This window comes from Pseudomonas sp. NIBRBAC000502773 (assembly GCF_006517195.1).
In the GTDB taxonomy this organism is placed as follows: Bacteria; Pseudomonadota; Gammaproteobacteria; order Pseudomonadales; family Pseudomonadaceae; genus Aquipseudomonas; species Aquipseudomonas marginalis.
In genome coordinates this window covers 4,806,733-4,833,133 of the sequence record NZ_CP041189.1, presented here as the reverse complement: position 1 = coordinate 4,833,133, position 26,401 = coordinate 4,806,733, and the positions used below count along the sequence as shown (strand labels likewise).

At 60.7% G+C, this 26,401-nt stretch carries 26 protein-coding genes; 17 read left to right on the top strand and 9 right to left on the bottom strand.

All coding sequences use genetic code 11. The features are described from left to right. Nucleotides 1-20: 20 nt before the first annotated feature. Nucleotides 21-1,367, bottom strand: a complete 1,347-nt coding sequence (locus NIBR502773_RS22295) for an MFS transporter (RefSeq protein ID WP_141156949.1) — start codon at nucleotides 1,365-1,367, stop codon at nucleotides 21-23. A gap of 251 nt (nucleotides 1,368-1,618) precedes the next feature. On the opposite strand from NIBR502773_RS22295, the gene NIBR502773_RS22285 reads away from it, so the two are divergent. From NIBR502773_RS22285 to NIBR502773_RS22275, 3 genes are all read left to right on the top strand, one after another. After that, the gene (locus tag NIBR502773_RS22285; RefSeq protein ID WP_115485798.1) at nucleotides 1,619-1,984 is read left to right on the top strand and encodes a YkgJ family cysteine cluster protein; all 366 of its coding nucleotides are present in this window, start codon (nucleotides 1,619-1,621) and stop codon (nucleotides 1,982-1,984) included. Between the two features lie 138 nt (nucleotides 1,985-2,122). After that, nucleotides 2,123-4,387: a bifunctional diguanylate cyclase/phosphodiesterase gene (locus tag NIBR502773_RS22280; RefSeq protein ID WP_141156948.1), complete on the top strand. Its 2,265-nt coding sequence runs from the start codon at nucleotides 2,123-2,125 to the stop codon at nucleotides 4,385-4,387. Between the two features lie 201 nt (nucleotides 4,388-4,588). Further along, on the top strand, nucleotides 4,589-6,766 hold the full coding sequence (locus tag NIBR502773_RS22275; protein ID WP_141156947.1) for a hypothetical protein: 2,178 nt from the start codon (nucleotides 4,589-4,591) through the stop codon (nucleotides 6,764-6,766). A 36-nt stretch (nucleotides 6,767-6,802) separates the two neighbouring features. Here NIBR502773_RS22275 and NIBR502773_RS22270 read toward each other — a convergent pair whose 3' ends face one another. Next, nucleotides 6,803-7,894 (bottom strand): hypothetical protein, encoded by a 1,092-nt coding sequence (locus tag NIBR502773_RS22270; RefSeq protein WP_141156946.1) that lies wholly within the window; start codon nucleotides 7,892-7,894, stop codon nucleotides 6,803-6,805. Nucleotides 7,895-8,154: 260 nt separating this feature from the next. Then, on the bottom strand, nucleotides 8,155-8,457 hold the full coding sequence (locus NIBR502773_RS22265; protein ID WP_065938816.1) for a DUF2288 domain-containing protein: 303 nt from the start codon (nucleotides 8,455-8,457) through the stop codon (nucleotides 8,155-8,157). A gap of 339 nt (nucleotides 8,458-8,796) precedes the next feature. Between NIBR502773_RS22265 and NIBR502773_RS22260 the strand changes: the two genes are divergently transcribed. The 9 genes from NIBR502773_RS22260 (at nucleotide 8,797) to NIBR502773_RS22215 (ending at nucleotide 16,421) form a co-directional block, all read left to right on the top strand. Further along, the gene (locus NIBR502773_RS22260) at nucleotides 8,797-9,924 is read left to right on the top strand and encodes a branched-chain amino acid ABC transporter substrate-binding protein (protein WP_065938815.1); all 1,128 of its coding nucleotides are present in this window, start codon (nucleotides 8,797-8,799) and stop codon (nucleotides 9,922-9,924) included. A gap of 228 nt (nucleotides 9,925-10,152) precedes the next feature. Continuing rightward, complete coding sequence (gene livH, locus NIBR502773_RS22250) at nucleotides 10,153-11,076, top strand: high-affinity branched-chain amino acid ABC transporter permease LivH (protein ID WP_141156945.1); 924 nt, start codon at nucleotides 10,153-10,155, stop codon at nucleotides 11,074-11,076. Next, nucleotides 11,073-12,326, top strand: a complete 1,254-nt coding sequence (locus NIBR502773_RS22245; protein WP_065938814.1) for a high-affinity branched-chain amino acid ABC transporter permease LivM — start codon at nucleotides 11,073-11,075, stop codon at nucleotides 12,324-12,326. The genes livH and NIBR502773_RS22245 overlap by 4 nt, the downstream gene beginning before the upstream one ends. Further along, nucleotides 12,323-13,090 carry a high-affinity branched-chain amino acid ABC transporter ATP-binding protein LivG gene (livG, locus tag NIBR502773_RS22240; protein ID WP_027604424.1) on the top strand — a complete coding sequence of 256 codons (768 nt, stop codon included), beginning with the start codon at nucleotides 12,323-12,325 and terminating at the stop codon, nucleotides 13,088-13,090. Before NIBR502773_RS22245 ends, livG begins: the two co-directional genes overlap by 4 nt. A gap of 1 nt (nucleotide 13,091) precedes the next feature. Beyond that, nucleotides 13,092-13,793, top strand: coding sequence for an ABC transporter ATP-binding protein (locus NIBR502773_RS31160; protein ID WP_017844798.1), 702 nt, complete (start codon nucleotides 13,092-13,094; stop codon nucleotides 13,791-13,793). Nucleotides 13,794-13,968: 175 nt separating this feature from the next. Next, nucleotides 13,969-14,265 carry a DUF2282 domain-containing protein gene (locus tag NIBR502773_RS22230; protein ID WP_027604425.1) on the top strand — a complete coding sequence of 99 codons (297 nt, stop codon included), beginning with the start codon at nucleotides 13,969-13,971 and terminating at the stop codon, nucleotides 14,263-14,265. A gap of 22 nt (nucleotides 14,266-14,287) precedes the next feature. After that, the gene (locus NIBR502773_RS22225; protein WP_141156944.1) at nucleotides 14,288-15,166 is read left to right on the top strand and encodes a DUF692 domain-containing protein; all 879 of its coding nucleotides are present in this window, start codon (nucleotides 14,288-14,290) and stop codon (nucleotides 15,164-15,166) included. After that, a complete protein-coding gene (locus NIBR502773_RS22220; protein ID WP_141156943.1) occupies nucleotides 15,163-15,939 on the top strand; it encodes a DNA-binding domain-containing protein in 777 nt (258 codons plus the stop codon). The genes NIBR502773_RS22225 and NIBR502773_RS22220 overlap by 4 nt, the downstream gene beginning before the upstream one ends. Further along, nucleotides 15,936-16,421 carry a DoxX family protein gene (locus NIBR502773_RS22215; protein WP_141156942.1) on the top strand — a complete coding sequence of 162 codons (486 nt, stop codon included), beginning with the start codon at nucleotides 15,936-15,938 and terminating at the stop codon, nucleotides 16,419-16,421. Before NIBR502773_RS22220 ends, NIBR502773_RS22215 begins: the two co-directional genes overlap by 4 nt. On the opposite strand, the gene NIBR502773_RS22210 is transcribed toward NIBR502773_RS22215, so the two are convergent. Then, nucleotides 16,418-17,326: a LysR family transcriptional regulator gene (locus tag NIBR502773_RS22210; protein WP_141156941.1), complete on the bottom strand. Its 909-nt coding sequence runs from the start codon at nucleotides 17,324-17,326 to the stop codon at nucleotides 16,418-16,420. The two genes, NIBR502773_RS22215 and NIBR502773_RS22210, sit on opposite strands and share 4 nt — an antisense overlap. Before the next feature lie 103 nt (nucleotides 17,327-17,429). Here NIBR502773_RS22210 and NIBR502773_RS22205 point away from each other — a divergent pair, with 103 nt between their 5' ends. Continuing rightward, a complete protein-coding gene (locus NIBR502773_RS22205; protein WP_115485789.1) occupies nucleotides 17,430-18,029 on the top strand; it encodes a short chain dehydrogenase in 600 nt (199 codons plus the stop codon). Here NIBR502773_RS22205 and NIBR502773_RS22200 read toward each other — a convergent pair. Continuing rightward, nucleotides 18,014-18,394: a hypothetical protein gene (locus NIBR502773_RS22200; protein ID WP_177414149.1), complete on the bottom strand. Its 381-nt coding sequence runs from the start codon at nucleotides 18,392-18,394 to the stop codon at nucleotides 18,014-18,016. The two genes, NIBR502773_RS22205 and NIBR502773_RS22200, sit on opposite strands and share 16 nt — an antisense overlap. 181 nt (nucleotides 18,395-18,575) lie before the next feature. Here NIBR502773_RS22200 and NIBR502773_RS22195 point away from each other — a divergent pair, with 181 nt between their 5' ends. After that, nucleotides 18,576-19,247 carry a COG3650 family protein gene (locus NIBR502773_RS22195; RefSeq protein WP_115485787.1) on the top strand — a complete coding sequence of 224 codons (672 nt, stop codon included), beginning with the start codon at nucleotides 18,576-18,578 and terminating at the stop codon, nucleotides 19,245-19,247. 106 nt (nucleotides 19,248-19,353) lie between these two features. Further along, nucleotides 19,354-20,967: an NAD(P)/FAD-dependent oxidoreductase gene (locus NIBR502773_RS22190; protein ID WP_092487710.1), complete on the top strand. Its 1,614-nt coding sequence runs from the start codon at nucleotides 19,354-19,356 to the stop codon at nucleotides 20,965-20,967. Nucleotides 20,968-21,028: 61 nt separating this feature from the next. On the opposite strand, the gene NIBR502773_RS22185 is transcribed toward NIBR502773_RS22190, so the two are convergent. Then, the gene (locus tag NIBR502773_RS22185) at nucleotides 21,029-22,123 is read right to left on the bottom strand and encodes a PLP-dependent cysteine synthase family protein (protein ID WP_141156939.1); all 1,095 of its coding nucleotides are present in this window, start codon (nucleotides 22,121-22,123) and stop codon (nucleotides 21,029-21,031) included. Between the two features lie 216 nt (nucleotides 22,124-22,339). Between NIBR502773_RS22185 and nhaA the strand changes: the two genes are divergently transcribed. Continuing rightward, complete coding sequence (gene nhaA / locus NIBR502773_RS22180) at nucleotides 22,340-23,515, top strand: Na+/H+ antiporter NhaA (protein WP_065938804.1); 1,176 nt, start codon at nucleotides 22,340-22,342, stop codon at nucleotides 23,513-23,515. 76 nt (nucleotides 23,516-23,591) lie between these two features. Here nhaA and NIBR502773_RS22175 read toward each other — a convergent pair whose 3' ends face one another. Beyond that, nucleotides 23,592-24,056, bottom strand: a complete 465-nt coding sequence (locus NIBR502773_RS22175; protein ID WP_003189251.1) for a glycine zipper 2TM domain-containing protein — start codon at nucleotides 24,054-24,056, stop codon at nucleotides 23,592-23,594. Nucleotides 24,057-24,213: 157 nt separating this feature from the next. On the opposite strand from NIBR502773_RS22175, the gene NIBR502773_RS22170 reads away from it, so the two are divergent. Continuing rightward, on the top strand, nucleotides 24,214-24,474 hold the full coding sequence (locus NIBR502773_RS22170; protein WP_115485785.1) for a hypothetical protein: 261 nt from the start codon (nucleotides 24,214-24,216) through the stop codon (nucleotides 24,472-24,474). A 36-nt stretch (nucleotides 24,475-24,510) separates the two neighbouring features. Here NIBR502773_RS22170 and pdxH read toward each other — a convergent pair whose 3' ends face one another. Both pdxH and NIBR502773_RS22160 read right to left on the bottom strand, forming a co-directional pair. Beyond that, a complete protein-coding gene (pdxH, locus tag NIBR502773_RS22165) occupies nucleotides 24,511-25,158 on the bottom strand; it encodes a pyridoxamine 5'-phosphate oxidase (protein WP_115485784.1) in 648 nt (215 codons plus the stop codon). A 27-nt stretch (nucleotides 25,159-25,185) separates the two neighbouring features. Further along, a complete protein-coding gene (locus NIBR502773_RS22160) occupies nucleotides 25,186-26,346 on the bottom strand; it encodes an OmpA family protein (RefSeq protein WP_141156938.1) in 1,161 nt (386 codons plus the stop codon). Nucleotides 26,347-26,401 lie beyond the last annotated feature (55 nt).

Here is a 26,401-nt window from a genome sequence, read left to right as displayed (position 1 = left end):
CCGATGGCGTCACCGCAGAATCAAGCCATCGCGGCCGCAGCCGGCACCTCAACCCCCTTCAACCCCTCCTTCATCCGCTTGGCATCACGCACAAAACTGCGTGACGCCTGGAACAGAAACAGCATCGTCAAGAACAGCGCCACCGGAATCAGGTACATGGCGTCATGCAAGCCCACCGCCTTGTAAGCCTCGGTCATCTGCTCGGCCCCCGCCGCATACATCGCCGCATGGGCAAAGTGATCGGACAACCCGCCCACCACAATCGGCCCCATGCCCCCGCCCAGCAAGTACAAACCGGCAAAGAACAGCGCCATCGCCGTGGCCCGCAGGCGCGGCTCGACCACGTCCTGGATCGCCGTGTACACACAGGTGTAGAAGTTATACGCAAACAACCAGCCCACACTGAACAGCGCCACAAACACGCCGATCTCGATGCGCCCGGCATGCAGGGCCCAGGCGGTGGTGACGGTGGAGATGATCAGGCTGCACGCCGCAAACAGCAGTCGGCCATTGGCAACGCGTTGATGGATCTTGTCGGCAATCCAGCCCCCCAAGGTCAGGCCCACCAGGCCGGTCAACCCGACGATGACGCCGGTGGCGACCGCCGCGTCCTGCAGTGGCAGGAGGAAATAGCGCTGCAGCATCGGCACCAGGAACGAGTTGCACGCGTAGGTGGCGAAGTTGAAGCACAACCCGGCCAGCACCAGCCACAGGAAGGTCGGCACGGCCAGCACGCGGCGAATCGGGCGATCGACGCGCTCCTGGGAGACTTGTACGGCTTCGGCGGCGCCGCGCTTGGGTTCCTTGATATAGAACATGAACACCGCAAGGATCAGCCCCGGCACGGCGGCGATGAAGAACGGCGCGCGCCAGCTGTCGAAGGCCTTGACCATCCAGCCGATGGTGAAGAACGCCAGCAACAGGCCCAAAGGCAGGCCCAGCATGAAAATCCCCATGGCCCGGGCGCGACGGTGCGCCGGGAACAGGTCGCCGATCAGCGAGTTGGCAGCCGGCGCATAGCTGGCTTCACCGATACCGATGCCCATGCGCACCAGCAAAAACGTCCAGAAACTGCCGACCAGGCCGTTGATCGCCGTCAACCCGCTCCACGCGAACAGGCCCCAGCCCATCAGTTTGCTGCGCGAGCCGGTATCGGCCAGACGCCCCAGCGGCAGGCCGGCAATGGCGTAGACGATGGTGAAAGCGGTGCCGATGATGCCGAGCTGGAAGTCGCTCAGGTGCCATTCCATGCGGATCGGTTCGATGATGATCGCCGGAATGGTGCGGTCGAAGAAGTTGAACAGGTTGGCGAGGAACAACAGGAACAGAATGCGCCAGGCATTCGCCGCTTGGGTCGAGTTCTGCATGGGTCCGTCTCTTTTATTGTTATGAGAGCTGCGATGCCCGATGCATCCCGCCCGGTACCTGCAACATAGTCAGGCGAGCCGTGGTTGTCTGTAATGATTCGTAAAGCTGATAGGGCATGATTTCACCCGACAGCACGGGACTTTGCCGACAAAAATATAAGTGCCTGCCCCCCTTCCCAACGGCCATGACCCGATTAGAATGGCGAGCCTTCCAGTAGTCCCCCACTCTACTTTTCTTATCGATGACGCCCATGTCCGAAGCCAGTCCGTGTCTGAGTTGCGGTGCCTGCTGTTCACACTTTCGTGTGTCTTTCTTCTGGGGTGAGTGCGCCTCCTCGGGAGGGACGGTGCCTGATGACCTGGTGGTGCAGATCAACCCGACCCGCGTGGCAATGATCGGCACCGACCAGAAGCCCGTGCGCTGCTGCAGCCTTGAAGGCGAAGTCGGCAAAGGCACGAGTTGCTCGATTTATGAGCAACGCTCAAGCCCCTGCCGAGAATTCGAGGCTTCATGGAGCCAGGGCGAGCAGAATGTCGATTGCGACGCCGCCCGTGCTGCGTTCGGCCTGCCGCCGTTACAAGCACCGTTCGAGTTGGAGTTGCCCATCAGCGCTTAGCACTAATTGCTATGCACGGCATGCCAAAATCATTCCGAGCAAAGTGCCATTATCGCTGGAAAATCCCGCGAGGCTTCTATACTCGACCTCATAGGTCATCGCCGTAGGCTGTGACGTGACGCTATGACGGGACATGCTATGGAATGGCTAGGTCTGCACTTTTTTACCGACCTCCCAGCGAACGGGCACTTATTACTCAATTGCAGTCATAACCCTTTTCTGGTGCTGTTGGCCTATCTGGTCGCCTGTGCGGCGGGGTTCGGCACCCTGGACATGGCCGAACGGGTTGGCCATGTCGAAGACCCTACCGCTCGCCGCCATTGGCGTTGGCTGGGTGCCGGTTGCCTGGCAGGGGGTATCTGGTCCACTCACTTCATCAGCATGCTGGCCTTCCAGGCACCCATCGCGATTCACTACGAACTGCTCATGACGTTCGCCTCGCTGGCCATCGCCCTGATCGCCTCGTTGTTCGCCATGCAAACCCTCAGTCACACCAAACTGCGATTTAACCAATACCTGCTGGCATCGCTGTGGATGGGCATCGGCATAGCCCTGATGCATTACGTCGGCATGTCGGCCATGCGTTCCCAGGCCCAGGCGTATTTCGAGTCGGGCCTGCTGCTCGCCTCGGTCGGCATCGCCATTGGCGCCAGCCTGGCCGCCCTGTTGTTGTCGAGCTACCTGCGCACCGGTGCCGGCGTCTTCCATCAACTGCTCAAATACGCCGCCAGCCTGATGTTGGGCGCAGGCATTATCAGCATGCACTTTACCGGCATGGCCGCCATGCAACTGATCGTCCCCACCGGCGCCGATCTCTCGCTACCTCTGGACAATAACCCTATCCAACTGGGCCTGTCGGTCGCCGTGATCACCCTGCTGGTGATCGGCAGCAGCATCAGCGCCGCGCTGGCGGATAAAAAGCTGCAACACAAGGAGCGCGACCTGCGTCGGGTCAACGCACTGCTCAGCGAACTGGATCAGGCGCGCGCCTCCCTGCAACAGGTGGCGCATTACGACGCGCTGACCAGCTTGCTTAACCGACGCGGTTTCAATCAGATTTTTGCGGAAAAAATCGCCGAAAAAACGGCTTCAAACGGCATGATGGCGGTTATTTTCCTGGATATTGATCACTTCAAGCGCATCAACGACAGCCTCGGCCATGACGCAGGGGATCAATTGCTCAGCGTTCTCGCCAGCCATATCAAAGGCTCCGTGCGCAGCCATGCGGACGTGGTCGCACGGTTTGGCGGCGATGAGTTCTGCATCCTGATCAGCATTCACCACCGCGACGAAGCGCGACACCTGGCCCAACGCATCATGCAAAAGATGAAGGATCCCGTCGAACTGGCCGGTCGCCGTATGGTGATGACCACCAGCATTGGCATCAGCCTGTTTCCCGAGGATGGCCTGACCTGCGAAGAGCTGCTCAAAAACGCCGACCTGGCGCTGTACCAGTCCAAGGACATGGGACGTAATAGCCTGAACTTCTTCAACTCCAACCTGAAGACCCGCGCCTCCCTCGAACTGCAATTGGAAGAAGAGCTACGCAGCGCCCTGCGCGCCCAGAACCAGTTGGTACTGTTCTACCAACCGATCTTTGACATGAAGCTGGGCAAAGTGACACGCCTGGAGGCCCTGGTGCGCTGGCAGCATCCGCAACATGGGCTGCTGACCCCAGCCCGGTTTATCGGGATTGCCGAAAGCAACGGGCTGATCGCCGAACTCGATCACTGGGTCTTGCGCCAAGCCTGCCATGACTTGAGCCTGCTCTCCGACCGCGGCTATACCGAACTGACCATGTCGGTGAATTGCTCGGCCCTGAACCTGGCCCGCGACGAACTGGCGGATGAAATCGAAGACGCACTGCGCTTCAGCGGGATCGGCGCCAACCGCCTGGAGCTGGAAGTGACCGAAAATGCCTTGATGGGCAATATCAGCAGCACCCTGGCCCTGCTGCGGCAAATCCGCGCGCTGGGCGTGTCGTTGGCCATCGATGACTTCGGCACCGGCTACTCCTCCCTCGCCTACCTCAAGCGCCTGCCGCTCAACACCCTGAAGATCGATCGCTCGTTTATCCAGGACATTCCCAAGTCGACCGCCGACATCGAGATCGTCCAGGCAATTATCGGCATGGCTCACACCCTGCACTTGCAGGTGGTGACCGAAGGCGTGGAAACCCAGGCCCAATTCGATCTGCTGCTCAACCATGGCTGTGATTTCGTACAGGGCTACCTATTGAGCCCGGCGGTGCCCGCCAGTGAAATAATGGGCGCAATGCAGGGGATCGACAGGCGCAATCCGATCACCCCAGCCAGCGTGGCGGGCACCAAGGACACCCCTGCGACAAAAGAGCTGTCCCCAGGCCGCCCCGGATCCACCTCCGTTGTCAGGCCAATTCGCTGACGTCGAATCTTTGGCATTTCGCCATCACTTACCTAAAGATCGCCGACGAACGGCCGATTCATCAGAGTCCGGCCAGGTTTTTCCTGAGCACACTGGGTAAGCCTGATGGTTCGGACAAGGACGCACTGTAAAGTCGCGATCTCCCATTCCGCGATGGCTATTTGATACTTTTCAGCCATCCGTCCAGGCACATGGCGCACAATGACCTCTAAAAATAACTCTGGCACCGTGGTATCCGACGTGTTGCTCCCAGCGCCTGAGGGCAAACCCTCAGGTTCAAAGTCATTGAGCACCGCGCGCCCGCTGGCCACCCAGCAATACCTGTACTTCACCGAAACCAATACCGACCGCATCCTCGATAACCTCGACGGCCTGCGCGACATGGTGTTCCCGCGCCCGCCTCACCTGGAAGGCGACAGCGAGCAGCACAGCGAGCAGGAATTCCCCTCGGTCTGCCTGATCGGCCTGGGCCGCTGCGGTTCGAACATCGCGCTGGACGTGGCGGAGCTGGTGTACAACGCGCGCAAGTTCTACCTCAACGAATTCAGCACCGAAGACAAATCCTTGGATAAGGGCTACAGCCCGGCCCAGTGGATTCGCAACAACCTGCGCCTGGGCGGCGGCAAGGCCAGCAAACCGGTGTTCCTGGTGGAACCGCTGGTGATGCTCGGTGACCTGGACAAGGACATCGCCGGGCGTATCCGTTTCTCGCGCAAGGGCGAAAAAAGCGGCTTCCTGCGCGACTACAGCAAGATGAAAATCATGGACCTCTCCGAAGTCCATGCCGGTGGCGCCGGTAACGCGCCGATCCTCGGCCAGTACCTAGCCAAGATCATCCTCAACAAAGACACTCAGCGCTTTTCCAGCCCCGACTGGAAGATGATCCACTCGTACCTGATCGACTCCTGCGGCATCAAGGCCAACCAGTCGCGCCTGTACTTCTCGATCTTCAGCGCCGGCGGCGGCACCGGTTCGGGCATGGCCTCGGAGTTCGGCCTGGCGCAGCAGCATTCGTACATGAACAAGACGTTCGACACCAAGCCCGCCGACGAACACGACAGCAAAAGCGGCCACGCCTTCGTGTTCGAGCCGATCTTCACCAGCGGCATTTGTGTGCTGCCGAACATCTCCGACCACCGCAGCGAAATGTCCGAAGCGCTGCACATCAACGCCGGGCGACTGCTGTGCAAGTACCTGTCTGAAGAATGGGATTTTTCATACAACTTTGCCAACGAAGACAGCAGCGAAGCCAGCGTGAAGGGGCGCATCCGCCCGTGGAACGCGATGATGCTGATCTCCAACGACATCATGCGCTACGCCGAAGAGAGCGATGACGGCAATATCCAGAACATTGACGTCAATGCCATGGAGAAACACGCCAACCAGTACATATCCCAGCAGATCTTCAACATCCTCACCGCCCAGGCCGTGACCACCGACTACGACCAGAACTACTTCCGTCGCGCCGGCATCGACATCGGCGAAACCATCCGCCTGGATGCCAATGACCTGTTCATGAGCCTGGCCGGGCCGGTGGCGATTGCCTACGCCGAATCCGTCGTACCGGAAACCCCGGTGCCGTCCAATGACAAGTTCAAAGTCTTCGAGAAAGAGCCTCAGCGCCTGAACATCGACGACCTGTTCTTCCGCTCCATCGACCTGCCGCACTTCAACAAGGTCACCCAGGCCATCGAAGGCATCAGCCTGTTGCCGATCGAGTCCAAGCGCTACAAGGCGTCCCTGGAGCAGTACAAGAACTCCGGCTACGACGCGGCAGCGCTGCATGACCTGCACTTCTTCAAGAACTGCTCGTCGGTGGTGTCGATCGTCTCGCTGCCCAAGGACTACAAGCTGTCCTACATGGACCTGAACCGGCTCAAGACGCACCTCAACAGCCTGTTCCCCAACACCACCCTCAAGCGCTATGCCCTGGTGATCGGCGCCTCCGCCAACCTGTCGCTGACCACCCTGATCGCCAAGAGCCCGTGCCTGTCGGATGACTTCCTCACGCTGATCGTGGCCTTTATCAAGCGTTGCTTTGCGCGCAACCCGTACCGCTTCGATGACACATTGGACAATTCGATCCTGGACTTCATCATCCACGAGGACTTCGACGAAGACCGCATCGACGAGTTGCTCAACGAGTTTGAAAACCCGGCGAAGATCCTCGATACCAACTGGTACGCGATCAAGCCGATGTATGAGAAGAAGTACCGCGAGTTGATCAACGACAAAGAGAAGTTCGTGTCGATCAATGACATTCGCCTGTCACGGGATTGTGTGAAGAAGGCGATCAAGTACTTGCGCGAGATCTACCGTCACCGCATCGGCAAGACCAAGGTTATTTCGTTGAATAACCACACCGGCAAGACCGCCTAGCCCAGTGTGACGGCGCCGCCTGGCGCCGTTGCAACCTCAGTGCGTCATGCGTTGACGCAGGAACGCGATGATGGTCTTTTCGTCGGCGCGTCTTGCAGGCCGGGGCAAATGCTTCGGCCAGCCGGAATTTTTTGCGCCGAAGAACCGCTTCTGCTCCGCCTCATCCCAGCCACGAATCTCCCGCGAAGCCGATTCCCACCACCCGTGTCGGCACACGTCGTAGTACGGATGCGCAGGCGCCGAACTGCCGTAGAGCAAGTCACGACCGACCTTTTTCAGGTGCTTGCGCTGATTGCGCAGCTTCCACTTGATGCGCAGCCGCTGCCAGGGCGAGGGCACCGGCTTGACTCGCGGCACATCCCTGCATCGCGCTACCAGCTCAGGGCCGAATGCCTCACCGTGAAGGGTGAAGAAGTGCGCTTGCATGGCATGGAAGAAGCGCTTGTCGGCGAAGTAGTGATGAACGAATTTATGCGCCTCGCGCACCTTCTGGTCGCGCATCGCGAAGGAAATCGCGATTTGCTCGATGGTGTGAATATCGAACGAGTTCCGCGTCCACTCGTCGATCAGGCGGATGGAGGCTTCGAGCAGCGGCGCATCGCTGGCACGCACGCCGCACAGACCACTGTTATAGAGTTTGAAGCTGTTATCCGCAGAGATGCCATGGGCCTGCAGGTGCTCGCCCAACTTGAGATAGTCAGGGCGCTTGCAGACATAGCTCCAGTCGTATTCGAAGCCGTCCATCACATACTGGCCCGGCTCTATCAGTTCGAACACACGATGGGGGGACTTGAGGAACAGCGTGTCGGTGTCAACGAACAGGGTCTTGTCCGCCAGCGTAAGCCCATGGGCGATCGCGCAGGCCTTGCGGCGATGGGGGTAACCGTTTTCACCCTGCCATTGGGCCAGGGTCTGCTCGTCCAGGGCGATGGTTTCAACCGGCCAGCCAATGTAATCCTGGGGGCGATCGGTCATGACCCGGATGCACAGCGACTCGCCCGGTTTGAGTTGGGACAGGGCGGTGAGGATGCTGAACTTGGCTTCGCGCCGATAAACGTCCTGGTGACCGTAGATAAGGTAAAGCAGTTGGTGCGAAGGCTTCGCTAAGGGGGACAGCGCTGACGGCATGACTAGCTCCGGGTGACAAGCGGCGAACTTTACCGGAATTCGCCGTTTCCTACGCCGCGATCTGACAGCCACCACCCTTTTATTCACACTGAGAAACAATTCTCCCGCCTATTCACCGGCGAGAAAACTGTTCCCATGACGTGCGCGTCACCCAGCGCTGTGACCTTTCTTCACGGCAAGATGCCATCACGGCGCCAGCGGTTACTCAGCTACACACTTTTAAAACGGAAAATCACGCACCTTTTCAGTGCAACCCTTGATCACGCCGCCCTTTCCTGGATCAGTATCCACGGCGAAACCACCACCGCCCACAAGCTCGGGTCGCGTTCAACCAGGTCCAATGCCCGCGTCGCAGACACTTCGCAAAGGCTGCCAGCGGCCAACCAGGCAGCGACTTTATCGCGGTTGTCTTCAGCCATTCCCTCGGCGGCCTCGATCAAATCCAGGCCGGCATCGACCCACAATAGGGCACCCTTGGCAAAGAACGGCTCAAGCTCCTTCCAGGAGATTTCGGCGGTTTCACCGAGCAGCTTGGCATAGAGGGTGCTAGGTTCTTGAGTCATGGGAATTCACCTGGGGAAAAATCGGCGCAATCATAGCGCCCCCTCTCCGGCAGAAAAACCCAGTTGCAAATGAGTCATCGATAGAAAGTGTCAGGAAAGCCAAGGATTGCCCGGAACGCTGGCATCACCCCGCCGCAATTCTGTCTTTTTCTTTCATTTAAGCGACACACCCGGCTTTTGCCCCCGGCAGCCAGCTTTTCAAGCGATCAACCGGCGCTCTACACTGTACCGGTACAGTTGCCAGGGCACTGCCGGGGGATATCCGAGATATCCGATCCGGTTCTGCAGCTCACAAGGCCGCTAGAACTATAAAAAATACAACAGTAAGAGTGGAGCACTATGAATAAGGCTACTAAGCAGATTTCCAAACTGTTTGCCGCTATGGTCCTGGCTGGGGTTGCCGGCCATTCGTTCGCAGCCGACACCATCAAGATCGGCATCGCCGGTCCAAAGACTGGTCCTGTAACGCAATACGGCGACATGCAATTCATGGGTGCCAAGCAGGCCATCGCCGACATCAACGCCAAGGGCGGCGTCGACGGCAAAATGCTCGAAGCCAAGGAATACGACGACGCTTGCGACCCTAAACAAGCCGTGGCCGTAGCCAACAAAGTGGTCAACGACGGCGTCAAGTTCGTGGTCGGTCACCTCTGCTCCAGCTCCACTCAGCCAGCGTCCGACATTTATGAAGACGAAGGCGTGATCATGATTACCCCGGCAGCCACCAGCCCGGAAATCACCGCCCGTGGCTACAAGCTGATCTTCCGCACCATCGGCCTGGACAGCGCCCAGGGCCCGGCGGCCGGCAACTACATCGCCGACCACGTGAAGCCGAAAATCGTTGCCGTCCTGCACGACAAGCAGCAATACGGCGAAGGCATCGCCACCGCCGTCAAGCAGACCCTCGAGAAGAAAGGCACCAAGGTTGCCGTCTTCGAAGGCCTGAACGCCGGCGACAAAGACTTCTCCTCGATCATCCAGAAGCTCAAGCAAGCCAACGTCGACTTCGTCTACTACGGCGGCTACCACCCGGAGCTGGGCCTGATCCTGCGCCAAGCCAAGGAAAAAGGCCTGAACGCCAAGTTCATGGGCCCGGAAGGCGTCGGCAACGACTCCATCTCGCAAATCGCCCAGGGCGCCTCCGAAGGCCTGCTGGTGACCTTGCCTAAATCCTTCGATACCGACCCGGCCAACAAAGCCATCGTTGAAGAGTTCGCCAAGAACAAGCAGGACCCAACCGGTCCGTTCGTGTTCCCGGCCTACTCGGCCGTTGAAGTCATCGCCGAGGGCATCAAGACTGCCAAGAGCGAAGACACCGCCAAAGTGGCCGCAGCCATCCACGCGGGCACCTTCAAGACCCCTACCGGCGACCTGAGCTTCGACGCCAAGGGCGACCTGAAGGACTTCAAGTTCGTGGTCTACGAATGGCACTTCGGCAAACCAAAAACCGAAGTTTCCCCTCAGTAAGCCAGGCGTTACTGGTCCAACAAGCCCACTGTGAGAGCAGTGGGCTTTGTTTTACGAGGTTTATGGGCCTGTCACCCGCGATCCGGGCGCTGGCTCACCTGAAAATCTTAAAACCGTCACCAGCGGTTCGCTGGCAAACGCTTTGTGCAAATGTGCTCACAGAACACAGCACGGGCCGGAACATGACTCCACCAGTGAAATGCGTATCGGGTTTTTAGGAGCGCTGTAATGCCTGAGATCTATCATTTTTCCCAACAGCTGGTTAATGGGCTGACCATTGGCAGCACCTATGCCTTGATAGCCATTGGCTACACAATGGTTTACGGCATCATTGGAATGATCAACTTCGCCCATGGCGAGGTATACATGATTGGTTCCTACGTGGCCTTCATTACCCTTGCCGGGCTGGCCATGATGGGTATCCACTCCCTGCCGCTGTTGATGACCGCCGCGTTCCTGGCGTCGATCGTCGTAACCAGTGCCTATGGCTACAGTATCGAGCGCGTTGCCTACCGTCCCTTGCGTGGCAGCAACCGTTTGATCCCGCTGATTTCCGCCATCGGCATGTCGATTTTCCTGCAGAACACCGTATTGCTGTCCCAGGACTCCAAGGATAAATCCATCCCCAACCTGATCCCGGGGAGCTTCTCCTTCGGTCCGGGCGGTGCGGAAGAAGTGTTGATTTCCTACATGCAGATCCTGGTCTTCGTCGTCACCCTGGTGGCCATGCTGGGCCTGACCCTGTTCATCTCCCGCTCCCGTCTGGGGCGCGCCTGCCGGGCCTGCGCCGAAGACATCAAGATGGCCAACCTGTTGGGCATCAATACCAACAACATCATCGCCCTGACCTTCGTGATCGGTGCCGCACTGGCAGCCGTCGCGGCGGTACTGCTGAGCATGCAGTACGGCGTGATCAACCCCAACGCCGGTTTCCTGGTAGGCCTCAAGGCTTTTACCGCAGCGGTATTGGGCGGCATCGGCAGTATCCCGGGCGCGATGCTCGGCGGCCTGGTGCTGGGGGTGGCCGAGGCGTTTGGTGCCGATATTTTCGGCGACCAATACAAGGACGTCGTCGCGTTCGGCCTGTTGGTTCTGGTGCTGTTGTTCCGTCCGACCGGCATCCTGGGCCGTCCGGAGGTTGAGAAAGTATGAGCAGATATCTTAAATCGGCGTTTTTCAGCGCCTTGCTGGTGTGGGCGGTGGCCTTCCCGGTACTCGGCCTCAAGCTGAGCATTGTCGGCATCAACCTGGAAGTGCATGGCACCGGCCCCGTGACGCTGACCATCATCGCCTTGTGTTCGGTGCTGATGTTCCTGCGCGTGCTGTTCACCCAGCAGGTCGGTGCCCTGTTCAAGGGCAACCGTGGCCCGTTGGTCTCGCCCAAGGTCAGCCAATTCCTGACCCTGCCGCGCACCCAGCGCTACATCATCATCGGCCTGATCGTGGCCGCGCTGATCTGGCCGTTCTTCGGCTCGCGCGGTGCGGTCGACATTGCCACCCTGATCCTGATCTACGTGTTGCTGGGCCTGGGCCTGAACATCGTAGTGGGCCTGGCCGGCCTGCTCGACCTGGGTTATGTGGGCTTCTACGCCGTGGGTGCCTACACCTACGCGCTGCTGTCGCACTACCTGGGCTGGAGCTTCTGGATCTGCCTGCCGCTGGCCGGCATGGCGGCGGCCACGTTCGGCTTCCTGCTGGGCTTCCCGGTATTGCGCCTGCGCGGTGACTACCTGGCCATCGTGACCCTGGGCTTCGGGGAAATCATCCGTCTGTTCCTGCGTAACCTGACCGACATCACCGGTGGCCCCAACGGCATCAGCAGCATCCCCAAGCCGACGTTCTTCGGGCTGTCGTTCGACCGCACCGCTGCCGAAGGCATGCAGACCTTCCACGAGTACTTCGGGATCGACTACAACCCGGTGAGCAAAGTGGTGTTCCTGTACCTGGTGGCGCTGTTGCTGGCGCTGGCGGCACTGTTCGTGATCAACCGCTTGCTGCGCATGCCGATCGGCCGTGCCTGGGAAGCGTTGCGCGAAGATGAAATCGCCTGCCGTGCCCTGGGCCTGAACCCGACCATCATCAAGCTCTCCGCCTTCACCCTGGGTGCCGCGTTCGCCGGTTTTGCCGGCAGCTTCTTCGCCGCTCGCCAAGGCCTGGTGACCCCGGAGTCGTTCACCTTCATCGAGTCGGCGATCATCCTCGCCATCGTCGTGTTGGGTGGCATGGGCTCGCAGCTGGGCGTGATCCTGGCGGCGATCGTGATGATCCTGCTGCCGGAAATGATGCGTGAGTTCAGCGAATACCGCATGTTGATGTTCGGCGCCATGATGGTGCTGATGATGATCTGGCGACCTCAAGGCCTGCTGCCCATGCAACGTCCACACATGGAGCTGCGCAAATGAGCCGCGAGATCCTGAAAGTCGAAAACTTGAGCATGCGCTTCGGCGGCTTGCTGGCGGTCAACGGCGTCGCCCTGACCGTGAAAGAGAAACAGGTGGTTGCGCTGATCGGCCCCAACGGTGCCGGCAAGACCACGGTGTTCAACTGCCTCACCGGCTTCTACAAGCCGAGTGGCGGCAGCATCCTGCTGGACGGCCAGCCGATCCAGGGGCTGGCCGGCCACGAGATCGCCCGCAAGGGCGTGGTGCGCACCTTCCAGAACGTACGGCTGTTCAAGGACATGACGGCGGTCGAGAACCTGTTGATCGCCCAGCACCGTCACCTGAACACCAACTTCTTTGCGGGCCTGTTCAAGACCCCGGCGTTCCGCAAGAGCGAGCGCGAGGCCATGGAGTACGCTGCGTACTGGCTGGACAAGGTCAACCTCACCGAGTTCGCCAACCGCCCCGCCGGCACCCTGGCCTACGGTCAGCAACGTCGCCTGGAAATCGCTCGCTGCATGATGACCCGTCCGCGGATCCTGATGCTCGACGAACCGGCCGCCGGCCTGAACCCCAAGGAAACCGAAGACCTCAAGGCGCTGATCGGCGTGTTGCGTGAGGAAAACAACGCCACGGTGCTGTTGATCGAACACGACATGAAACTGGTCATGAGCATTTCCGACCATATCGTGGTGATCAACCAGGGCACGCCGCTGGCGGACGGGACGCCGGAGCAGATCCGCGACAATCCTGAAGTGATCAAAGCCTATCTGGGGGAAGCGTAAAATGCTGCAATTCGAAAACGTTTCCACTTTCTACGGCAAGATCCAAGCCTTGCACAGCGTCAACGTCGAAGTGCGCCAGGGTGAGATCGTCACGCTGATCGGTGCCAACGGCGCCGGCAAGTCGACCTTGCTGATGACCTTGTGCGGCTCGCCGCAGGCCCACAGCGGCAGCATCCGCTACATGGGTGAAGAGCTGGTGGGCCAGCAGTCGTCGCACATCATGCGCAAGAGCATTGCCGTGGTGCCGGAAGGCCGGCGGGTATTCTCACGCCTGACCGTGGAAGAAAACCTGGCCATGGGTGGGTTCTTCACCGACAAGGGCGACTACCAGGAGCAGATGGACAAGGTGCTGCACCTGTTCCCTCGACTCAAGGAGCGCTTCAGCCAGCGCGGCGGCACCATGTCCGGCGGCGAGCAGCAAATGCTCGCCATCGGTCGCGCGCTGATGAGCAAGCCCAAGCTGTTGCTGTTGGACGAACCTTCACTGGGCCTGGCCCCCATCATCATCCAGCAGATCTTCGACATCATCGAACAACTGCGCAAGGACGGTGTAACGGTGTTCCTGGTGGAGCAGAACGCCAACCAGGCGCTGAAAATCGCTGACCGCGCCTACGTGCTGGAAAACGGCCGGGTGGTGATGCAGGGCACTGGCGAGCAGTTGCTGACCGATCCGAAGGTGCGTGAGGCGTACCTGGGCGGCTAAGAGACGGTGGCTGGATAAGCCGGATCTCATGTGGGAGGGAGCAAGTTCCCTCCCACATTTTTTTGCATTGTTTGAAATTATTTAGTCTGACCTTGTAACGAACATCCCCCTCCCGCCTCTAGTGGTGCAAGCAGGCATTCAAGCCCGCTCCTCAACCTACTGCTGGAGATCCATCATGACCACCAAACTGTCCGCTGCTAGCCTCGTCCTCGCCCTGAGTTCGGCCTTGAGCCTGTCCGCCCTGACCACCACCGCCCACGCTGCCGACGACATGCAGAAGTGCTTCGGCGTCGCTGAAGCCGGCAAGAACGATTGCGCCGCCGGTGCCGGCACATCCTGCGCCGGCACCTCGAAAACCAAGGATCAGGCCAACGCCTGGAAACTGGTCCCGGCCGGCACCTGCACCCAAACCCCAAGCTCCACCTCGCCGACCGGTTTCGGCCAGGAAGCCGCCTTCACCGCCAAGTCCTGACCCCTCCCCGGCCGGAGTACGGATGATGACGCTTTCACGCCTGTCCACAGTCTCACCGGTTCAGGTGCCAAGGCTCCCCAATCGGGCCGGATTGGGCCTGAAGAACGAGCACTTCAAGGAAGTGCTCGATACTTCGCCCGATATCGGTTTTTTTGAAGTGCACGCCGAAAACTACATGGTGGCCGGCGGCCCGTTTCATCACTACCTGGGGTTGATTCGCGAACGTTACCCCCTGTCGTTGCACGGCGTGGGCCTGTCCATCGGCGGCGAAGGCCCGCTCAACCGTGAACACCTGGGGCGCTTGGCCGCACTGATCGAACGCTACCAACCCCACTCCTTTTCCGAACACCTGGCCTGGTCCAGCCACGGCCCGGCGTTTCTCAACGACCTGCTGCCCCTGGCTTATGACGCCGCCACCTTGAGTCGAGTTTGCGAGCACATCGACCAGGTACAGTGCACCCTCAAGCGGCCGATGCTGCTGGAGAACCCCTCGACCTACCTGCAGTTCCAGCGCTCGACCCTGGACGAGACCGACTTCATCGGCGAGATCATCCGCCGCACCGGCTGCGGCCTGCTGCTGGACGTGAACAACGTCTACGTGTCGTGCATCAACCACCAGCGCGACCCACTGGCCTATCTCAACGCCCTACCGTTGCGCGCCGTGGGTGAGATTCATCTGGCCGGCTTCGCCGAAGACACCGACAGCCTGGGCGATCGCCTGCTGATCGATGACCACGGCGCACCCATCGATAACGCGGTATGGCTGCTGTATGAACACGTGCTCGCGCTGACGGGTCCGGTCGCGACCCTGATCGAGCGCGACAACCAAGTGCCGGCCTTCAGCGTGCTATGCGCGGAAGCCCAGCACGCTGAACGGTACTTATCGCAGGTCCGCCCATGAGCCTTCACGACGCCTTTTCCAGCGCCTTGCTGGCGCCCGGTCTACCTTGCCCCGACGGCCTGTTCAGCAGCAACGGGGCCGACCCGGCCAGTCGTTTTGCGGTGTATCGCAACAATGTTCACAACTCGTTGATCAATGCGCTGGCAACCGCATACCCCGTAACCGCGCAATTGGTCGGCGATGAATTTTTCCGCGCCATGGCCGGCATTTTCGTCCAGGCCTACCCGCCCGCCAGCCCGTTGATCAGCGAGTACGGCGGCACATTCGCCGACTTTATCCAAGGGTTTGAACCGGCCGCCAGCGTGCCCTACCTGGCCGATGTCGCCCGATTGGAACGCTTGCGGGTTCGCGCTTATCACGCAGCGGATACAACCGTGGTGGATCCGCAAGCCGTTCTGCAACAACTGCAGGCCCACACGAAGCCGGGGGCGCTGCATCTGCAACTGCACCCGTCCGTTGGCACATTGAACTCCGCCTACGCCGTGGTGGCGGTGTGGGCGGCACACCAGACCGAGGGCGCCCTGGCCACCCTGGATCCCTGGCATGCCCAGAGCGCACTGGTGTTGCGCCAAGGGTTGAATGTCAAGGTCTTCGCCATCGACGGCGGCTCGGTCGCCTTTATCAATAGCCTGAAACGCGGCTCGGCGCTGGAAATGGCCGTCGCCAATGCCCTCGAGGCCAGCGCCGAGTTCGACCTGCACCAATGCCTCACGCTGCTGATCAACCACGACGCCCTCACTCATCCGCTCCCAGAACAACAGGTATCGCCATGAACACGTCCTCTTCGTGCCTGATCAGACAGGCCATCGCACTTTTCGAGAAAATCCCCTACAGCCTGCTGGCGTTTGTCGCGCGCTTCTCCATTGCGGCAGTGTTCTGGAAATCCGGGCAAACCAAGGTCGAAGGCATTGCCATTGACCTGATCAACGGCACGTTCGAACTCGGTACCCCCAAACTCGCCGCCTCGACATTGCCGCTGTTTCGCAGTGAATACCACGTGCCATTGCTGTCACCGGAAGTGGCCGCGCACATGGCGGCGTTTGCCGAGCACTTTTTCCCGGTGCTGATCCTGGTGGGCCTGGCCACGCGTTTCTCAGCCCTGGCCTTGATCGGCATGACCCTGGTCATTCAGTTGTTCGTCTACCCGGACGCCTACCCCACCCACGGCACCTGGATTGCGCTGCTGTTGCTGTTGCTCGCCAAAGGGCCGGGCAGCCTGTCCATCGACCACCTGATTGCGCGCCGCTACCGTTAAAGCCGATCCAGTGCCTCACCGCTGCGCTTGAACCAGTCCACCAGGTAGTCGGCCAATACCTGGGTGCGGCGCGGCAGCCCGCCCTGGTAAGGATGGACCAGGTACATCGGCAGGCTCCGCGTCTGATAATCGCGCAGCAGCCAGCATAATCGGCCGTCAGCCAGTTCCGCCGGCAAAACGTAGGACGGCAGGCGTGCGATGCCGGCCCCCACCAGGGCGGCCTTTTTCAGCAGGTTGTAGTGGTTGGAGGCGAAGGTGCCGCTGACCCGCACCCGCAGCAATTCGTGCTGCTGGTGGTACAACCATTCCTCACGCCCGCTGTAGTGGCTGTTGAGCAGGCAGCGGTGTGCGGCCAGGTCTGCCGGGGTCTGGGGTTCGCCATATTGCTCGAGGTAAGCCGGGCTGGCACACGTCATCTCTTTCCAGGCCAGCAACGGCTTGGCCACCAGGCGCTCGTTTTCAATCGCCCCCGAGCGCACACCCAGGTCAAAGCCGTCCCGCGCCAGGTCCCGGTAGCTGTTATTGAGCTCCAGTTCGATCTGCACCTGCGGGTATTGCTTGGAAAACTCCAGCAACAAGCCATCGAAGAAGGTTTCGCCCAGCGACACCGGCACCGTCATGCGCACCGGCCCGGCCAGGTCGTCCTTAAGCCGCGCCAAGGCCTGGCGGGCGCGATCCACTTGCACCACCAACGCCTGGGCCTGGGGTAATAAGGCCGCACCGGCAGCGGTGAGGCTGAGCTTGCGCGTGGTGCGGTGCAACAGCACCACGGCGTACTGCGCTTCCAACTGGCTGATTCGCTTGGACAATTGCCCCTTGCTGCAGCCCAACTGCTCGGCAGCCACGGTAAAACTGCCCGCCTCGATCAGTACTGCGAAGGCCGCCAGATCATCCATCTCGCTCATGGATTGTTTCCATTTGAAAACCAAAGGTTGCCTATTAGCGCGTTTATCCATCAGAAAAGCCACACTAGACTGAACCTTCACTTACCTCTGGAGGAACAGCACCATGAAAATCCTTTTGATTGGCGCCAGCGGCACTGTCGGCTCTGCGGTCAACGCAGAACTGGCCCAGCGTCACGACGTGATCAGCATCGGTCGCAGCAGCGGCGACTTCCAGGTGGACATCAGCGACAGCGCCTCGATCCGCCGGCTGTTCGAACAAACCGGCAAGTTCGATGCATTGGTCTGTGCGGCAGGCAGCGTGAACTTCGTGCCGCTGGGTGACATGCACGACAGCGACTTCGAACTCGGCCTGCGGGACAAGCTGATGGGCCAGGTCAACCTGCTGCTGATCGGGCGTGAATACGCCAACGATGGAGCCTCGTTCACCTTCACCAGCGGCATTCTCAACCGCGATCCGATCCGTACCGGTGCCTCGGCGGCACTGGTCAATGGCGCGCTGGATGCGTTCGTCAAAGCCGCTGCAATCGAATTGCCACGTGGCCTGCGCATCAACTCCGTCAGCCCGACGGTCCTGCTGGAAGCCATGGACAGCTACGCACCGTACTTCCGTGGCTACAAGCCGGCGACCGGCGCCGACGTGGCGTTGGCCTACGCCAAAAGCGTGGAAGGCTTGCAGACAGGTCAGACCTACATCGTCGGTTGAGACGCGACGGCCTCACGTGAGAATTGAGACATCCATTCATTCACCAGCGCGCGCGGGGCAGACATCACGAACTCCCCGCCCAGCTGGCCTTGAACCCTGGACGTATTCAGCCGGTAGCCGTCCACATAGAGTGTCAGGTACTTCTGATACGCCAGCAGCGTAATGGATTGGGTCCTCGCCCTGGCCTCTGGACTCAACGTGACACTGACTTCAACGCGAGACGGGTCGGGGTCTTCAGGTTTTTTCAGCGTCACCGAGATCTTCGTGAAGTCGGTGGCCGACCAGTAGACGAGCCGGGCGGGCTCGTCTGCACAGGCCGCACTCGCCCAGAGCAGGAGAACGCACAGGCTCCATTTGATGTTCATGGCAATCTCCGACCCAAAGATCTCGACTTTCTCACGACGTATCTGCCCTAACTATAGGAAACATCCCCCTTTGCACCGCCTGATTTCCCAACGCGCGGAGAACAGGTATTCAAACTGTGTCCCGTACTTGTGATGCAGCGCCAGCCTGCGTAACGTGGCGGCACTTGTCTGGAGACCCGATATGCGCGCCGCCCGTACCCTCGCCCTGTTTGCCTTGCTCCCCCTGTTCGCCGCCTGCCAGATGTTCGAAAGCGAGCCGGCCAAGCCGTCTCTCGCCGGGATGACCCGCATGCAGGGTGAACTCACCGCAGTGGGTGGCAAGCTGCTGTTCCAGCCGTGCAACGATAAACGCAACTACGTGGTCAACGACACCGGCGGCACCAGCATCCTGCAGGAGGCCGCCTCCCTGGCCGGCCAGCAGGGCGCGTTATTTGCCGACCTGCGCGGCCAGTTTTCCGGGGTCGCCAGCGGCACCCAGGGTTCGGTAGACCTGCAACAGCTCTACCGCATGGAACGCTCGACCTCGGCCTGCGACGACCCGGACTTCAAGCGCATGATCCTGCGGGCCAACGGCCACAAACCGGCCTGGGCGATGAATGTCACGGCCAAGGGTATGGTGCTGGAACGCGAAGGCCAGCCACCTCTGGCGGTGCCGTACGTCGAAGAGCAAATGGGCGACGGCCGTTTCAACCTGATGACCGAAGCCAATAACCAGCACATCGAACTGTGGGTGGCCCCGCAGCGTTGCATCGACAGCGTCAGCGGCAGCTTGCAACACATGACTGCCGAGTTACGCGTCAATGGCCAGGTACAGCGTGGTTGCGCGTCGTTCGGCGGCTCGCGGGACGACTGATTAGACCCTGCGCTGTTTTAACATGTCGGAAAACCGCCATTGAGGCTTATAATCGCCGGTTTGCAAAACAGCCGGCCTCTCTGCCCGCCGCCTACCGGATCCCGTCATGTTACGAATCACCGAACTCAAGCTGCCCATCGACCATCCCGAAGAAGACCTGCGGCCTGCCATCGTGCAGCGCCTGGGCATCGCCAGTGATGACCTGCTCGATTTCACCCTGTTCAAACGCAGCTACGACGCACGCAAGAAGTCGTCGGAGCTGTGCTTCATCTACACCATTGACCTCAATGTGAAGGGTGAGGCCGCCCTGCTGCTCAAGTTCGCCGATGACCGCAACGTCAACCCGGCGCCGGACGTCAGCTACAAGGTCGTGGGCCAGGCCCCGGAAGGCTTGGTCGAACGGCCTGTGGTCGTCGGTTTTGGCCCGTGCGGTATCTTCGCCGGGCTGTTGCTGGCGCAGATGGGCTTCAAGCCGATCATCCTCGAACGCGGCAAGGAAGTACGCCAGCGCACCAAGGACACCTGGGGCCTGTGGCGCAAAAGCGTGCTCAACCCCGAGTCCAACGTGCAGTTCGGTGAAGGTGGCGCCGGGACCTTTTCCGACGGCAAGCTCTACAGCCAGATCAAGGACCCGAAATTCCACGGTCGCAAAGTCCTGCACGAGTTCGTCAAGGCCGGCGCGCCGGAAGAAATCCTCTACGTCAGCAAACCCCACATCGGCACCTTCCGCCTGACCGGCGTGGTGGAAAACATGCGCGAGCAGATCATCGCCCTGGGCGGTGAAGTGCGCTTCGAGCAACGGGTGACCGACGTGCTGATCGAAGACGGCCAGTTGAATGGCGTGGTCATCGACGGTGGCGAACAGATCCTCTCCAAACATGTGATCCTGGCCCTCGGCCACAGCGCCCGCGACACCTTCCGCATGCTCCATGGCCGTGGCGTCTACATGGAAGCCAAACCGTTCTCGGTGGGGTTCCGGATCGAACACCCGCAATCGCTGATCGACGCCGCGCGCCTGGGCAAATATGCCGGGCACCCGAAGCTGGGCGCCGCCGACTACAAGCTGGTGCACCACGCCAAGAACGGCCGTTCGGTCTACAGCTTCTGCATGTGCCCGGGTGGCACCGTGGTGGCAGCGACCTCCGAGCCGAACCGTGTCGTGACCAACGGCATGAGCCAGTACTCGCGTAACGAGCGCAATGCCAACTCCGGCATCGTCGTCGGCATCACGCCGGAAGTGGATTACCCAGGCGGCCCGCTGGCGGGTATCGAGTTGCAGGAGCGCCTGGAGTCCCACGCCTACATCCTCGGCGGCAGCAACTACGAGGCCCCGGCACAGTTGGTCGGCGACTTTATCGCCGGCAAGCCGTCCACGGCCATCGGCAGTGTGGAACCGTCCTACAAGCCAGGCGTGGCCCTGGGCGATCTGGCCCTGGCCTTGCCGGACTTCGCCATCGAAGCGATCCGCGAAGCACTGCCGGCGTTCGAGAAACAGATCAAGGGCTACTCGCTGCACGATGCCGTGTTGACCGGTATCGAGACGCGCACCTCGTCGCCGCTGCGGATTACCCGTGACGAATCGATGCAGAGCCTGAACGTGAAAGGCCTGTTCCCGGCCGGTGAAGGCGCTGGGTATGCGGGTGGGATTCTGTCGGCCGGTGTCGACGGTATTCGGATTGCCGAGGCGTTGGCGCGGGATATGTTGGGTATCGAGGCCTGAGAACAGCGCAAATTAAATGTGGGAGGCGGCTTGCCCCCTCCCACATTTGGTTTGCGTCGGGTCAGATATTTGCGCGCAGGATGCTGGAGGGTAATGGCTCGCCCTGCTCCACACTGGCCGCCACGGCCGCGATCAACCCCTCGAGCGCATAGCCCTGACCCGCCAACCACGCTTGGTCGTAATAGGTCGTTGCATACCGCTCGCCCCCATCACACAAGATCGCCACGATCGAACCTGACTCCCCAGCCGCTTTCATCTGCTGCGCCGCCATTAATGCGCCAATCAGGTTGGTCCCGCTGGAACCACCGACACGTCGCCCCAGGCGCTCAGCCAGGTAATGCATGGCCGCCAGCGACAGCGCATCCGGCACCTTGACCATCGCATCAATCACCTTGGGCAGAAACGACGCTTCGACCCGTGGCCGGCCAATGCCTTCGATCCGCGAACCACAGTCCAGGCGCAGGCTGGCGTCACCGCTCTGGTAGAAATCGAAAAACACCGAGCGCTCGGCGTCGGCACACAACACGCGGGTACAGTGCTGGCGATAACGCACATAGCGACCCAGCGTGGCAGTGGTGCCGCCGGTACCGGGGCTGGAAATCAACCAGCTCGGTTCCGGGTGCCGCTCAAAGCGCATCTGTTGGAAGATCGACTCGGCGATGTTGTTGTTCGCCCGCCAGTCGGTGGCACGCTCGGCATAAGTGAACTGATCCATGAAATGACCGCCGCTTTCCTGGGCCAGACGTTCGGACTCGGCGTAGATCTGCGTGGGATCCTGTACCAGATGGCTTTTGCCGCCGTAGAAGGCAATCTGCGCGATCTTTTCCTGGGATGTCGTGGCGGGCATCACCGCAATGAACGGCACCCCGAGCAGCCGGGCAAAATACGCTTCGGAAATCGCCGTCGAGCCGCTGGATGCTTCAATGACCGGCGCGCCTGGCTTGAGCCAGCCATTGCACAGCGCGTACAGGAACAGCGAACGGGCCAGCCGATGCTTCAGGCTGCCGGTAGGGTGGCTGGATTCATCCTTGAAGTACAACTCGATGCCCTGCAGGCCCGGCAGCGGTAACGGAATCAGATGCGTGTCAGCACTGCGCTGGAAGTCCGCTTCGATGATGCGAATGGCTTCGCGGGCCCAGGGACGGTGGTCGCTCATAAGGAAGAACTCTAAGGATTTCAGTACCGATCTTAGGATGTTTCCTACACTGCACACAGATACAGTGACGACTTAATTGGACACACAATTGCTAGGCTTTGGCGCTACGCCACCCTACCCCTTCTCTTATAACAAATAAGAATATAACTTTTGTTTTAACAACTAACGGTACGGGTTAGGGTACCCACCTATTGAACCTGGATTGGAGAGCATCCCTTGCCTCTGCGTAGCACTTTTACCCGTTTCTTCCAGCTGGAAGCCGCCAGCGGCCTGTTGCTGATCGCCGCTGCCGCCTTGGCGCTGATCATCAACAACTCTCCCTTGTCGCACCTGTATGGCGCGTTTCTCGACGTGCCGGTGGTGGCCCAGATTGGCGCGCTGCAAATCGCCAAGCCCGCGCTGCTGTGGATCAACGATGGCCTGATGGCCCTGTTCTTCCTGTTGATCGGCCTGGAGGTCAAGCGCGAGCTGCTTGACGGCCACCTGTCCAAGCCTTCGCAAGTGGTGCTGCCCGGCGCAGCCGCCATCGGCGGCATGGTGGTGCCGGCGCTGATCTACTGGGCGATCAACAAGGACTACCCCGCCGCCCTCTCCGGCTGGGCAATCCCGATGGCCACCGACATCGCCTTCGCACTGGGCGTCCTGGCACTGCTGGGCAAGCGGGTGCCGGTGTCGTTGAAGCTGTTCCTGATGACCCTGGCCATCATCGACGACCTGGGCGCGATCATTGTTATTGCAGTGTTCTATTCCGCCGACCTGTCCGGTGCGGCCCTGGCCGGCGCGGGCGCCTGCCTGGTCGCCTTGATTGCAATGAACCGCCTGGGCGTGATCAAGCTCGGTCCCTACCTGATCATCGGCCTGATCCTGTGGGTGTGCGTACTCAAGAGCGGCGTGCACGCCACCCTGGCCGGCGTGACCCTGGCGTTCTGCATCCCGATGCGCACCAGGAATGCCGAGCCCTCGCCGCTGCTTACACTGGAACACGCCCTGCATCCGTGGGTGGCCTACGGCATCCTGCCGCTGTTCGCCTTCGCCAACGCCGGGGTGTCACTCACCGGGGTCAGCCTGGAAAGCTTCACCCACCACGTGCCCATGGGCATTGCCGCCGGCCTGCTGATCGGCAAGACCGTCGGCGTGTTCGGCCTCACCTGGCTGGCCATCAAGACCGGCCTTGCCGCGCTGCCCAGCGGCGCCAACTGGGGCCAGGTCTTCGGCGTGGCGATCCTGTGCGGCATCGGCTTCACCATGAGCCTGTTCGTCGGCTCCCTGGCGTTTGTGCCGGGTGCCAGTGAGTTTGCCGGGGAGGATCGAATGGGGATCCTGACCGGATCGATACTTGCGGCGTGTATCGGGTATGGGGTGACGGCGATGGCGAGTCGCAAAAAAGCCTGAGCCGACTGAAACACAGCCCATAAAAAACCCCAACCGGTCACCCGGTTGGGGTTTTCTTTTGCCTGCTGCTTACCGGTCAGCGAGTAACGCGGCTGGTGCCATCAACGGTCATGATGCGGACGCGATCACCGATGCGGAAGATTTCATTTTCCTGCACGGCTTGCACGTAGGCACGCATGCTGCCGTCGTCTTCGCGAACGGTGATTTCCACGCCCTGGGTGCGGGTCAGGCCTTCTTCGGTGGCCGAACCCAGCAGGCCGCCGGCAACGGCGCCGATCACGGCAGTCACGATACTGCCACGGCCACCGCCGATGGCGCTGCCGCCAACACCACCGATGACCGCGCCGGCAGCGCCGCCGATTGGGGTCTTGGTGCCTTCGATTTTTACCGGACGCAGGGATTCAATGGTGCCCATGCGAACGGTCTGTACACGACGCGCTTCGTCACGGGAGTACGAGTCGCCGGTCAGACTCGAGGCGCAGCCACCCAGCAGCAACGACAGCGTGGTAAAGCAGGCAACCAGTAAAACGGACTTACGCATAGCATCAACTCCAAAGGACAGGTATTCATTAGACGCTGCAGCTTGACGCCTGTCACGACAAGCCCGGCAGGAAATTGCTTTCATTCAGCCTCAGTACAGACTGCCCGTAGCCAAAATACCGACCAACGGTAGCACTCTCATCGTAACCAGGAACTTCATGGACTATTTCATCATTGTAGTCACTACCGTCGCCGGCCTGTACTTCCATGGCTGGCTGTACCTGCGGATCAGACGCTGGATAGACCGCGACCTGGCACTGTCCCTGGCGGGAGACGACCTGCACAAGCGTGCCTTTATGCTGCAACAACTGGAGCAGGCGCGGATCTCGAAGATCAAGCGAAACGAGTTGCCGCAGTGGCTGACGAACGCCGCACAACAGTACACAGCCGAAACCTCTTCAACAGAGACTTCGGTGTGATCGATATCATTCCAGTGGGGTGACGAAAGGTGCCGCTCAGGGCGCCAGGCGTTCGCGGGACCATGCGGCCCCTTGCAGGCGGTAGTTCAGGCGATCATGCAGGCGGCTGGCGCGGCCTTGCCAGAACTCGATACGCTCCGGCAGCAGGCGATAGCCCCCCCAATGCTCGGGGCAGTCGGGCTGGGTATCGCTGAAACGCTGTTCGGTGGCCTTGAGCAGGTCCTGCAGTTCTTCACGGTCACGAATGACCTGGCTCTGCGGGGAAGCCCAGGCGCCTAAACGACTGCCCAGGGGGCGGACCTGATAATAAGCGTCGGATTCCTCAGGCGTCACCTTGACCACCCGTCCTTCAATACGCACTTGGCGCTCCAGGGTCGGCCAGAAGAAGGTCATGGCCGCAAACGGCCGCGCCGCGAGCTGTTCGCCCTTGGCGCTCTGATAGTTGGTGAAGAAGGTAAAGCCCTGTGCATCCAGGCCCTTGAGCAGCAGGATGCGGCAGTGCGGGCGACCGTCCTGGTCGACCGTAGCCAGGGTCATGGCATTGGCTTCCACCGGTGGCTGCTCGGTCTTCACCGCATCGGCAAACCACTGGTGGAACAACGCAAACGGCTCATTCGGGGCCTGGGCCTCGCTCAAACCGTCCCGTGTGTAGTCACGGCGCATATCGGCCAGTGCCTGGGTCATGCGGCTTTATCCTTCTGGTTCAGCGGATCAGTTTTTTGCCTGGTCATTCGCAGCCGGTGCAGCAGCCTTGGCCTTGGCCGGGGCCGGTTTCTTCGCAGCGGGCTTGGCCGGGGCTTTTTTAGCCGCGGGCTTGGCAGCCGCCTTTTTAGCCGCGGGTGCCTTTTTAGCCTGGGTCTTGGCGGCGGGGGCCGGGGCTGGAACGTTCTGCACCGCAACCATTTCGGCTACAGGCGGGGTCTTGCCCGATTGATACTTGCTCAACAGCGCCAGCATGGTAGTGCGCTGGGTGAACATGATTTCCATGCGGCGGTTCAGCGCGCGGCCCTGGGTGCTGTCGTTGGCGGCACGTGGCATCAGGTCACCCATGCCACGCAGCATCAGGCGGTCCTGTTTCAGGCCGCTGAGGCTGAAGATCGAGGCAATGGACTGCGCACGCTCCTTGGTCAACGCCTGGCTGGCAGGCGCGGTACCGGTGGCATCCACGTGGCCCAGCACCAGCACGGCGGTTTTTGGATCGGCTTCAACCGCCTTGGCGACGCGAGTGAACGGCCCCAGGGTAACCGGCAGCAGCATCGCCGGGCGTTTCGGGTTGTAGGAGCCGTCTACCGGAGCAATCACCACGAGTACGTTATCGCGACGTTCCAGTTGCAGGTTGCTGTCCTTGATGGCGGCGCGCAGGCGCGGCTCGTAGTCGTCCAACCAGGCCTGGGTGATTTTCGGGTCAGGCATTGGCACATTGGTCACGTCGACCTTGGCCAATGGCTTGGGTTTGCTTTCGAACGGCCACCACCAGTGGGTTTCGCTGTCGGTCTTGGCGACGGCAGGCGCGGCGTCTGGAGCCGGGGTCGCGGCCTTGAGGTCGGCTTTCAGGTCAGCCTTGGCATCAGCGGCCTTCTCGTCGGCGCTCTTGGAGGAGAACGGCCACCAGCTGGAACCGGTCTCAGCCTTGGCGGCCGGCGCTGGCGCGGAGGCGACAGGCGCAGCAGCAGCTACAGGTGCGGCAGGCTTGGCGCCGGCAGCGGGTTTGGCATCCGGCTTGGCGTCGGTTTGGGTCACTGCGTCCTTGGTCGTGGCCTTATCCGACCCAAATGACCACCAATGCCCACCCTCGGCATCATTTTGTGGAGTTTGTGCGCAACCGGTAATAGTGAGGCAAAGCGCCAGTGCCAAGGACTTGTTCGATAACATGAGATATCCACAAAATGAGAAAAGAAACGGGGGTCTCGATGACCCATTAAACAGA

Excerpts from the sequence above, each read along its gene's own strand:
- NIBR502773_RS22195 (WP_115485787.1), top strand. The coding sequence starts at position 18,576 with ATGCGCGCCGCCCGTACCCTCGCCCTGTTTGCCTTGCTCCCCCTGTTC.
- livG (WP_027604424.1), top strand. The coding sequence starts at position 12,323 with ATGAGCCGCGAGATCCTGAAAGTCGAAAACTTGAGCATGCGCTTCGGC.
- NIBR502773_RS22230 (WP_027604425.1), top strand. The coding sequence starts at position 13,969 with ATGACCACCAAACTGTCCGCTGCTAGCCTCGTCCTCGCCCTGAGTTCG.
- NIBR502773_RS22210 (WP_141156941.1), bottom strand. The coding sequence starts at position 17,326 with ATGAGCGAGATGGATGATCTGGCGGCCTTCGCAGTACTGATCGAGGCG.
- NIBR502773_RS22295 (WP_141156949.1), bottom strand. The coding sequence starts at position 1,367 with ATGCAGAACTCGACCCAAGCGGCGAATGCCTGGCGCATTCTGTTCCTG.
- NIBR502773_RS22260 (WP_065938815.1), top strand. The coding sequence starts at position 8,797 with ATGAATAAGGCTACTAAGCAGATTTCCAAACTGTTTGCCGCTATGGTC.
- NIBR502773_RS22275 (WP_141156947.1), top strand. The coding sequence starts at position 4,589 with ATGACCTCTAAAAATAACTCTGGCACCGTGGTATCCGACGTGTTGCTC.
- NIBR502773_RS22160 (WP_141156938.1), bottom strand. The coding sequence starts at position 26,346 with ATGTTATCGAACAAGTCCTTGGCACTGGCGCTTTGCCTCACTATTACC.
- NIBR502773_RS22270 (WP_141156946.1), bottom strand. The coding sequence starts at position 7,894 with ATGCCGTCAGCGCTGTCCCCCTTAGCGAAGCCTTCGCACCAACTGCTT.
- livH (WP_141156945.1), top strand. The coding sequence starts at position 10,153 with ATGCCTGAGATCTATCATTTTTCCCAACAGCTGGTTAATGGGCTGACC.
- pdxH (WP_115485784.1), bottom strand. The coding sequence starts at position 25,158 with ATGACCCAGGCACTGGCCGATATGCGCCGTGACTACACACGGGACGGT.
- NIBR502773_RS22215 (WP_141156942.1), top strand. The coding sequence starts at position 15,936 with ATGAACACGTCCTCTTCGTGCCTGATCAGACAGGCCATCGCACTTTTC.
- NIBR502773_RS22185 (WP_141156939.1), bottom strand. The coding sequence starts at position 22,123 with ATGAGCGACCACCGTCCCTGGGCCCGCGAAGCCATTCGCATCATCGAA.
- NIBR502773_RS22245 (WP_065938814.1), top strand. The coding sequence starts at position 11,073 with ATGAGCAGATATCTTAAATCGGCGTTTTTCAGCGCCTTGCTGGTGTGG.
- NIBR502773_RS22265 (WP_065938816.1), bottom strand. The coding sequence starts at position 8,457 with ATGACTCAAGAACCTAGCACCCTCTATGCCAAGCTGCTCGGTGAAACC.
- NIBR502773_RS22190 (WP_092487710.1), top strand. The coding sequence starts at position 19,354 with ATGTTACGAATCACCGAACTCAAGCTGCCCATCGACCATCCCGAAGAA.
- NIBR502773_RS22200 (WP_177414149.1), bottom strand. The coding sequence starts at position 18,394 with ATGAACATCAAATGGAGCCTGTGCGTTCTCCTGCTCTGGGCGAGTGCG.
- NIBR502773_RS22170 (WP_115485785.1), top strand. The coding sequence starts at position 24,214 with ATGGACTATTTCATCATTGTAGTCACTACCGTCGCCGGCCTGTACTTC.
- NIBR502773_RS22175 (WP_003189251.1), bottom strand. The coding sequence starts at position 24,056 with ATGCGTAAGTCCGTTTTACTGGTTGCCTGCTTTACCACGCTGTCGTTG.
- NIBR502773_RS22280 (WP_141156948.1), top strand. The coding sequence starts at position 2,123 with ATGGAATGGCTAGGTCTGCACTTTTTTACCGACCTCCCAGCGAACGGG.
- NIBR502773_RS31160 (WP_017844798.1), top strand. The coding sequence starts at position 13,092 with ATGCTGCAATTCGAAAACGTTTCCACTTTCTACGGCAAGATCCAAGCC.
- NIBR502773_RS22220 (WP_141156943.1), top strand. The coding sequence starts at position 15,163 with ATGAGCCTTCACGACGCCTTTTCCAGCGCCTTGCTGGCGCCCGGTCTA.
- NIBR502773_RS22225 (WP_141156944.1), top strand. The coding sequence starts at position 14,288 with ATGATGACGCTTTCACGCCTGTCCACAGTCTCACCGGTTCAGGTGCCA.
- NIBR502773_RS22205 (WP_115485789.1), top strand. The coding sequence starts at position 17,430 with ATGAAAATCCTTTTGATTGGCGCCAGCGGCACTGTCGGCTCTGCGGTC.
- NIBR502773_RS22285 (WP_115485798.1), top strand. The coding sequence starts at position 1,619 with ATGTCCGAAGCCAGTCCGTGTCTGAGTTGCGGTGCCTGCTGTTCACAC.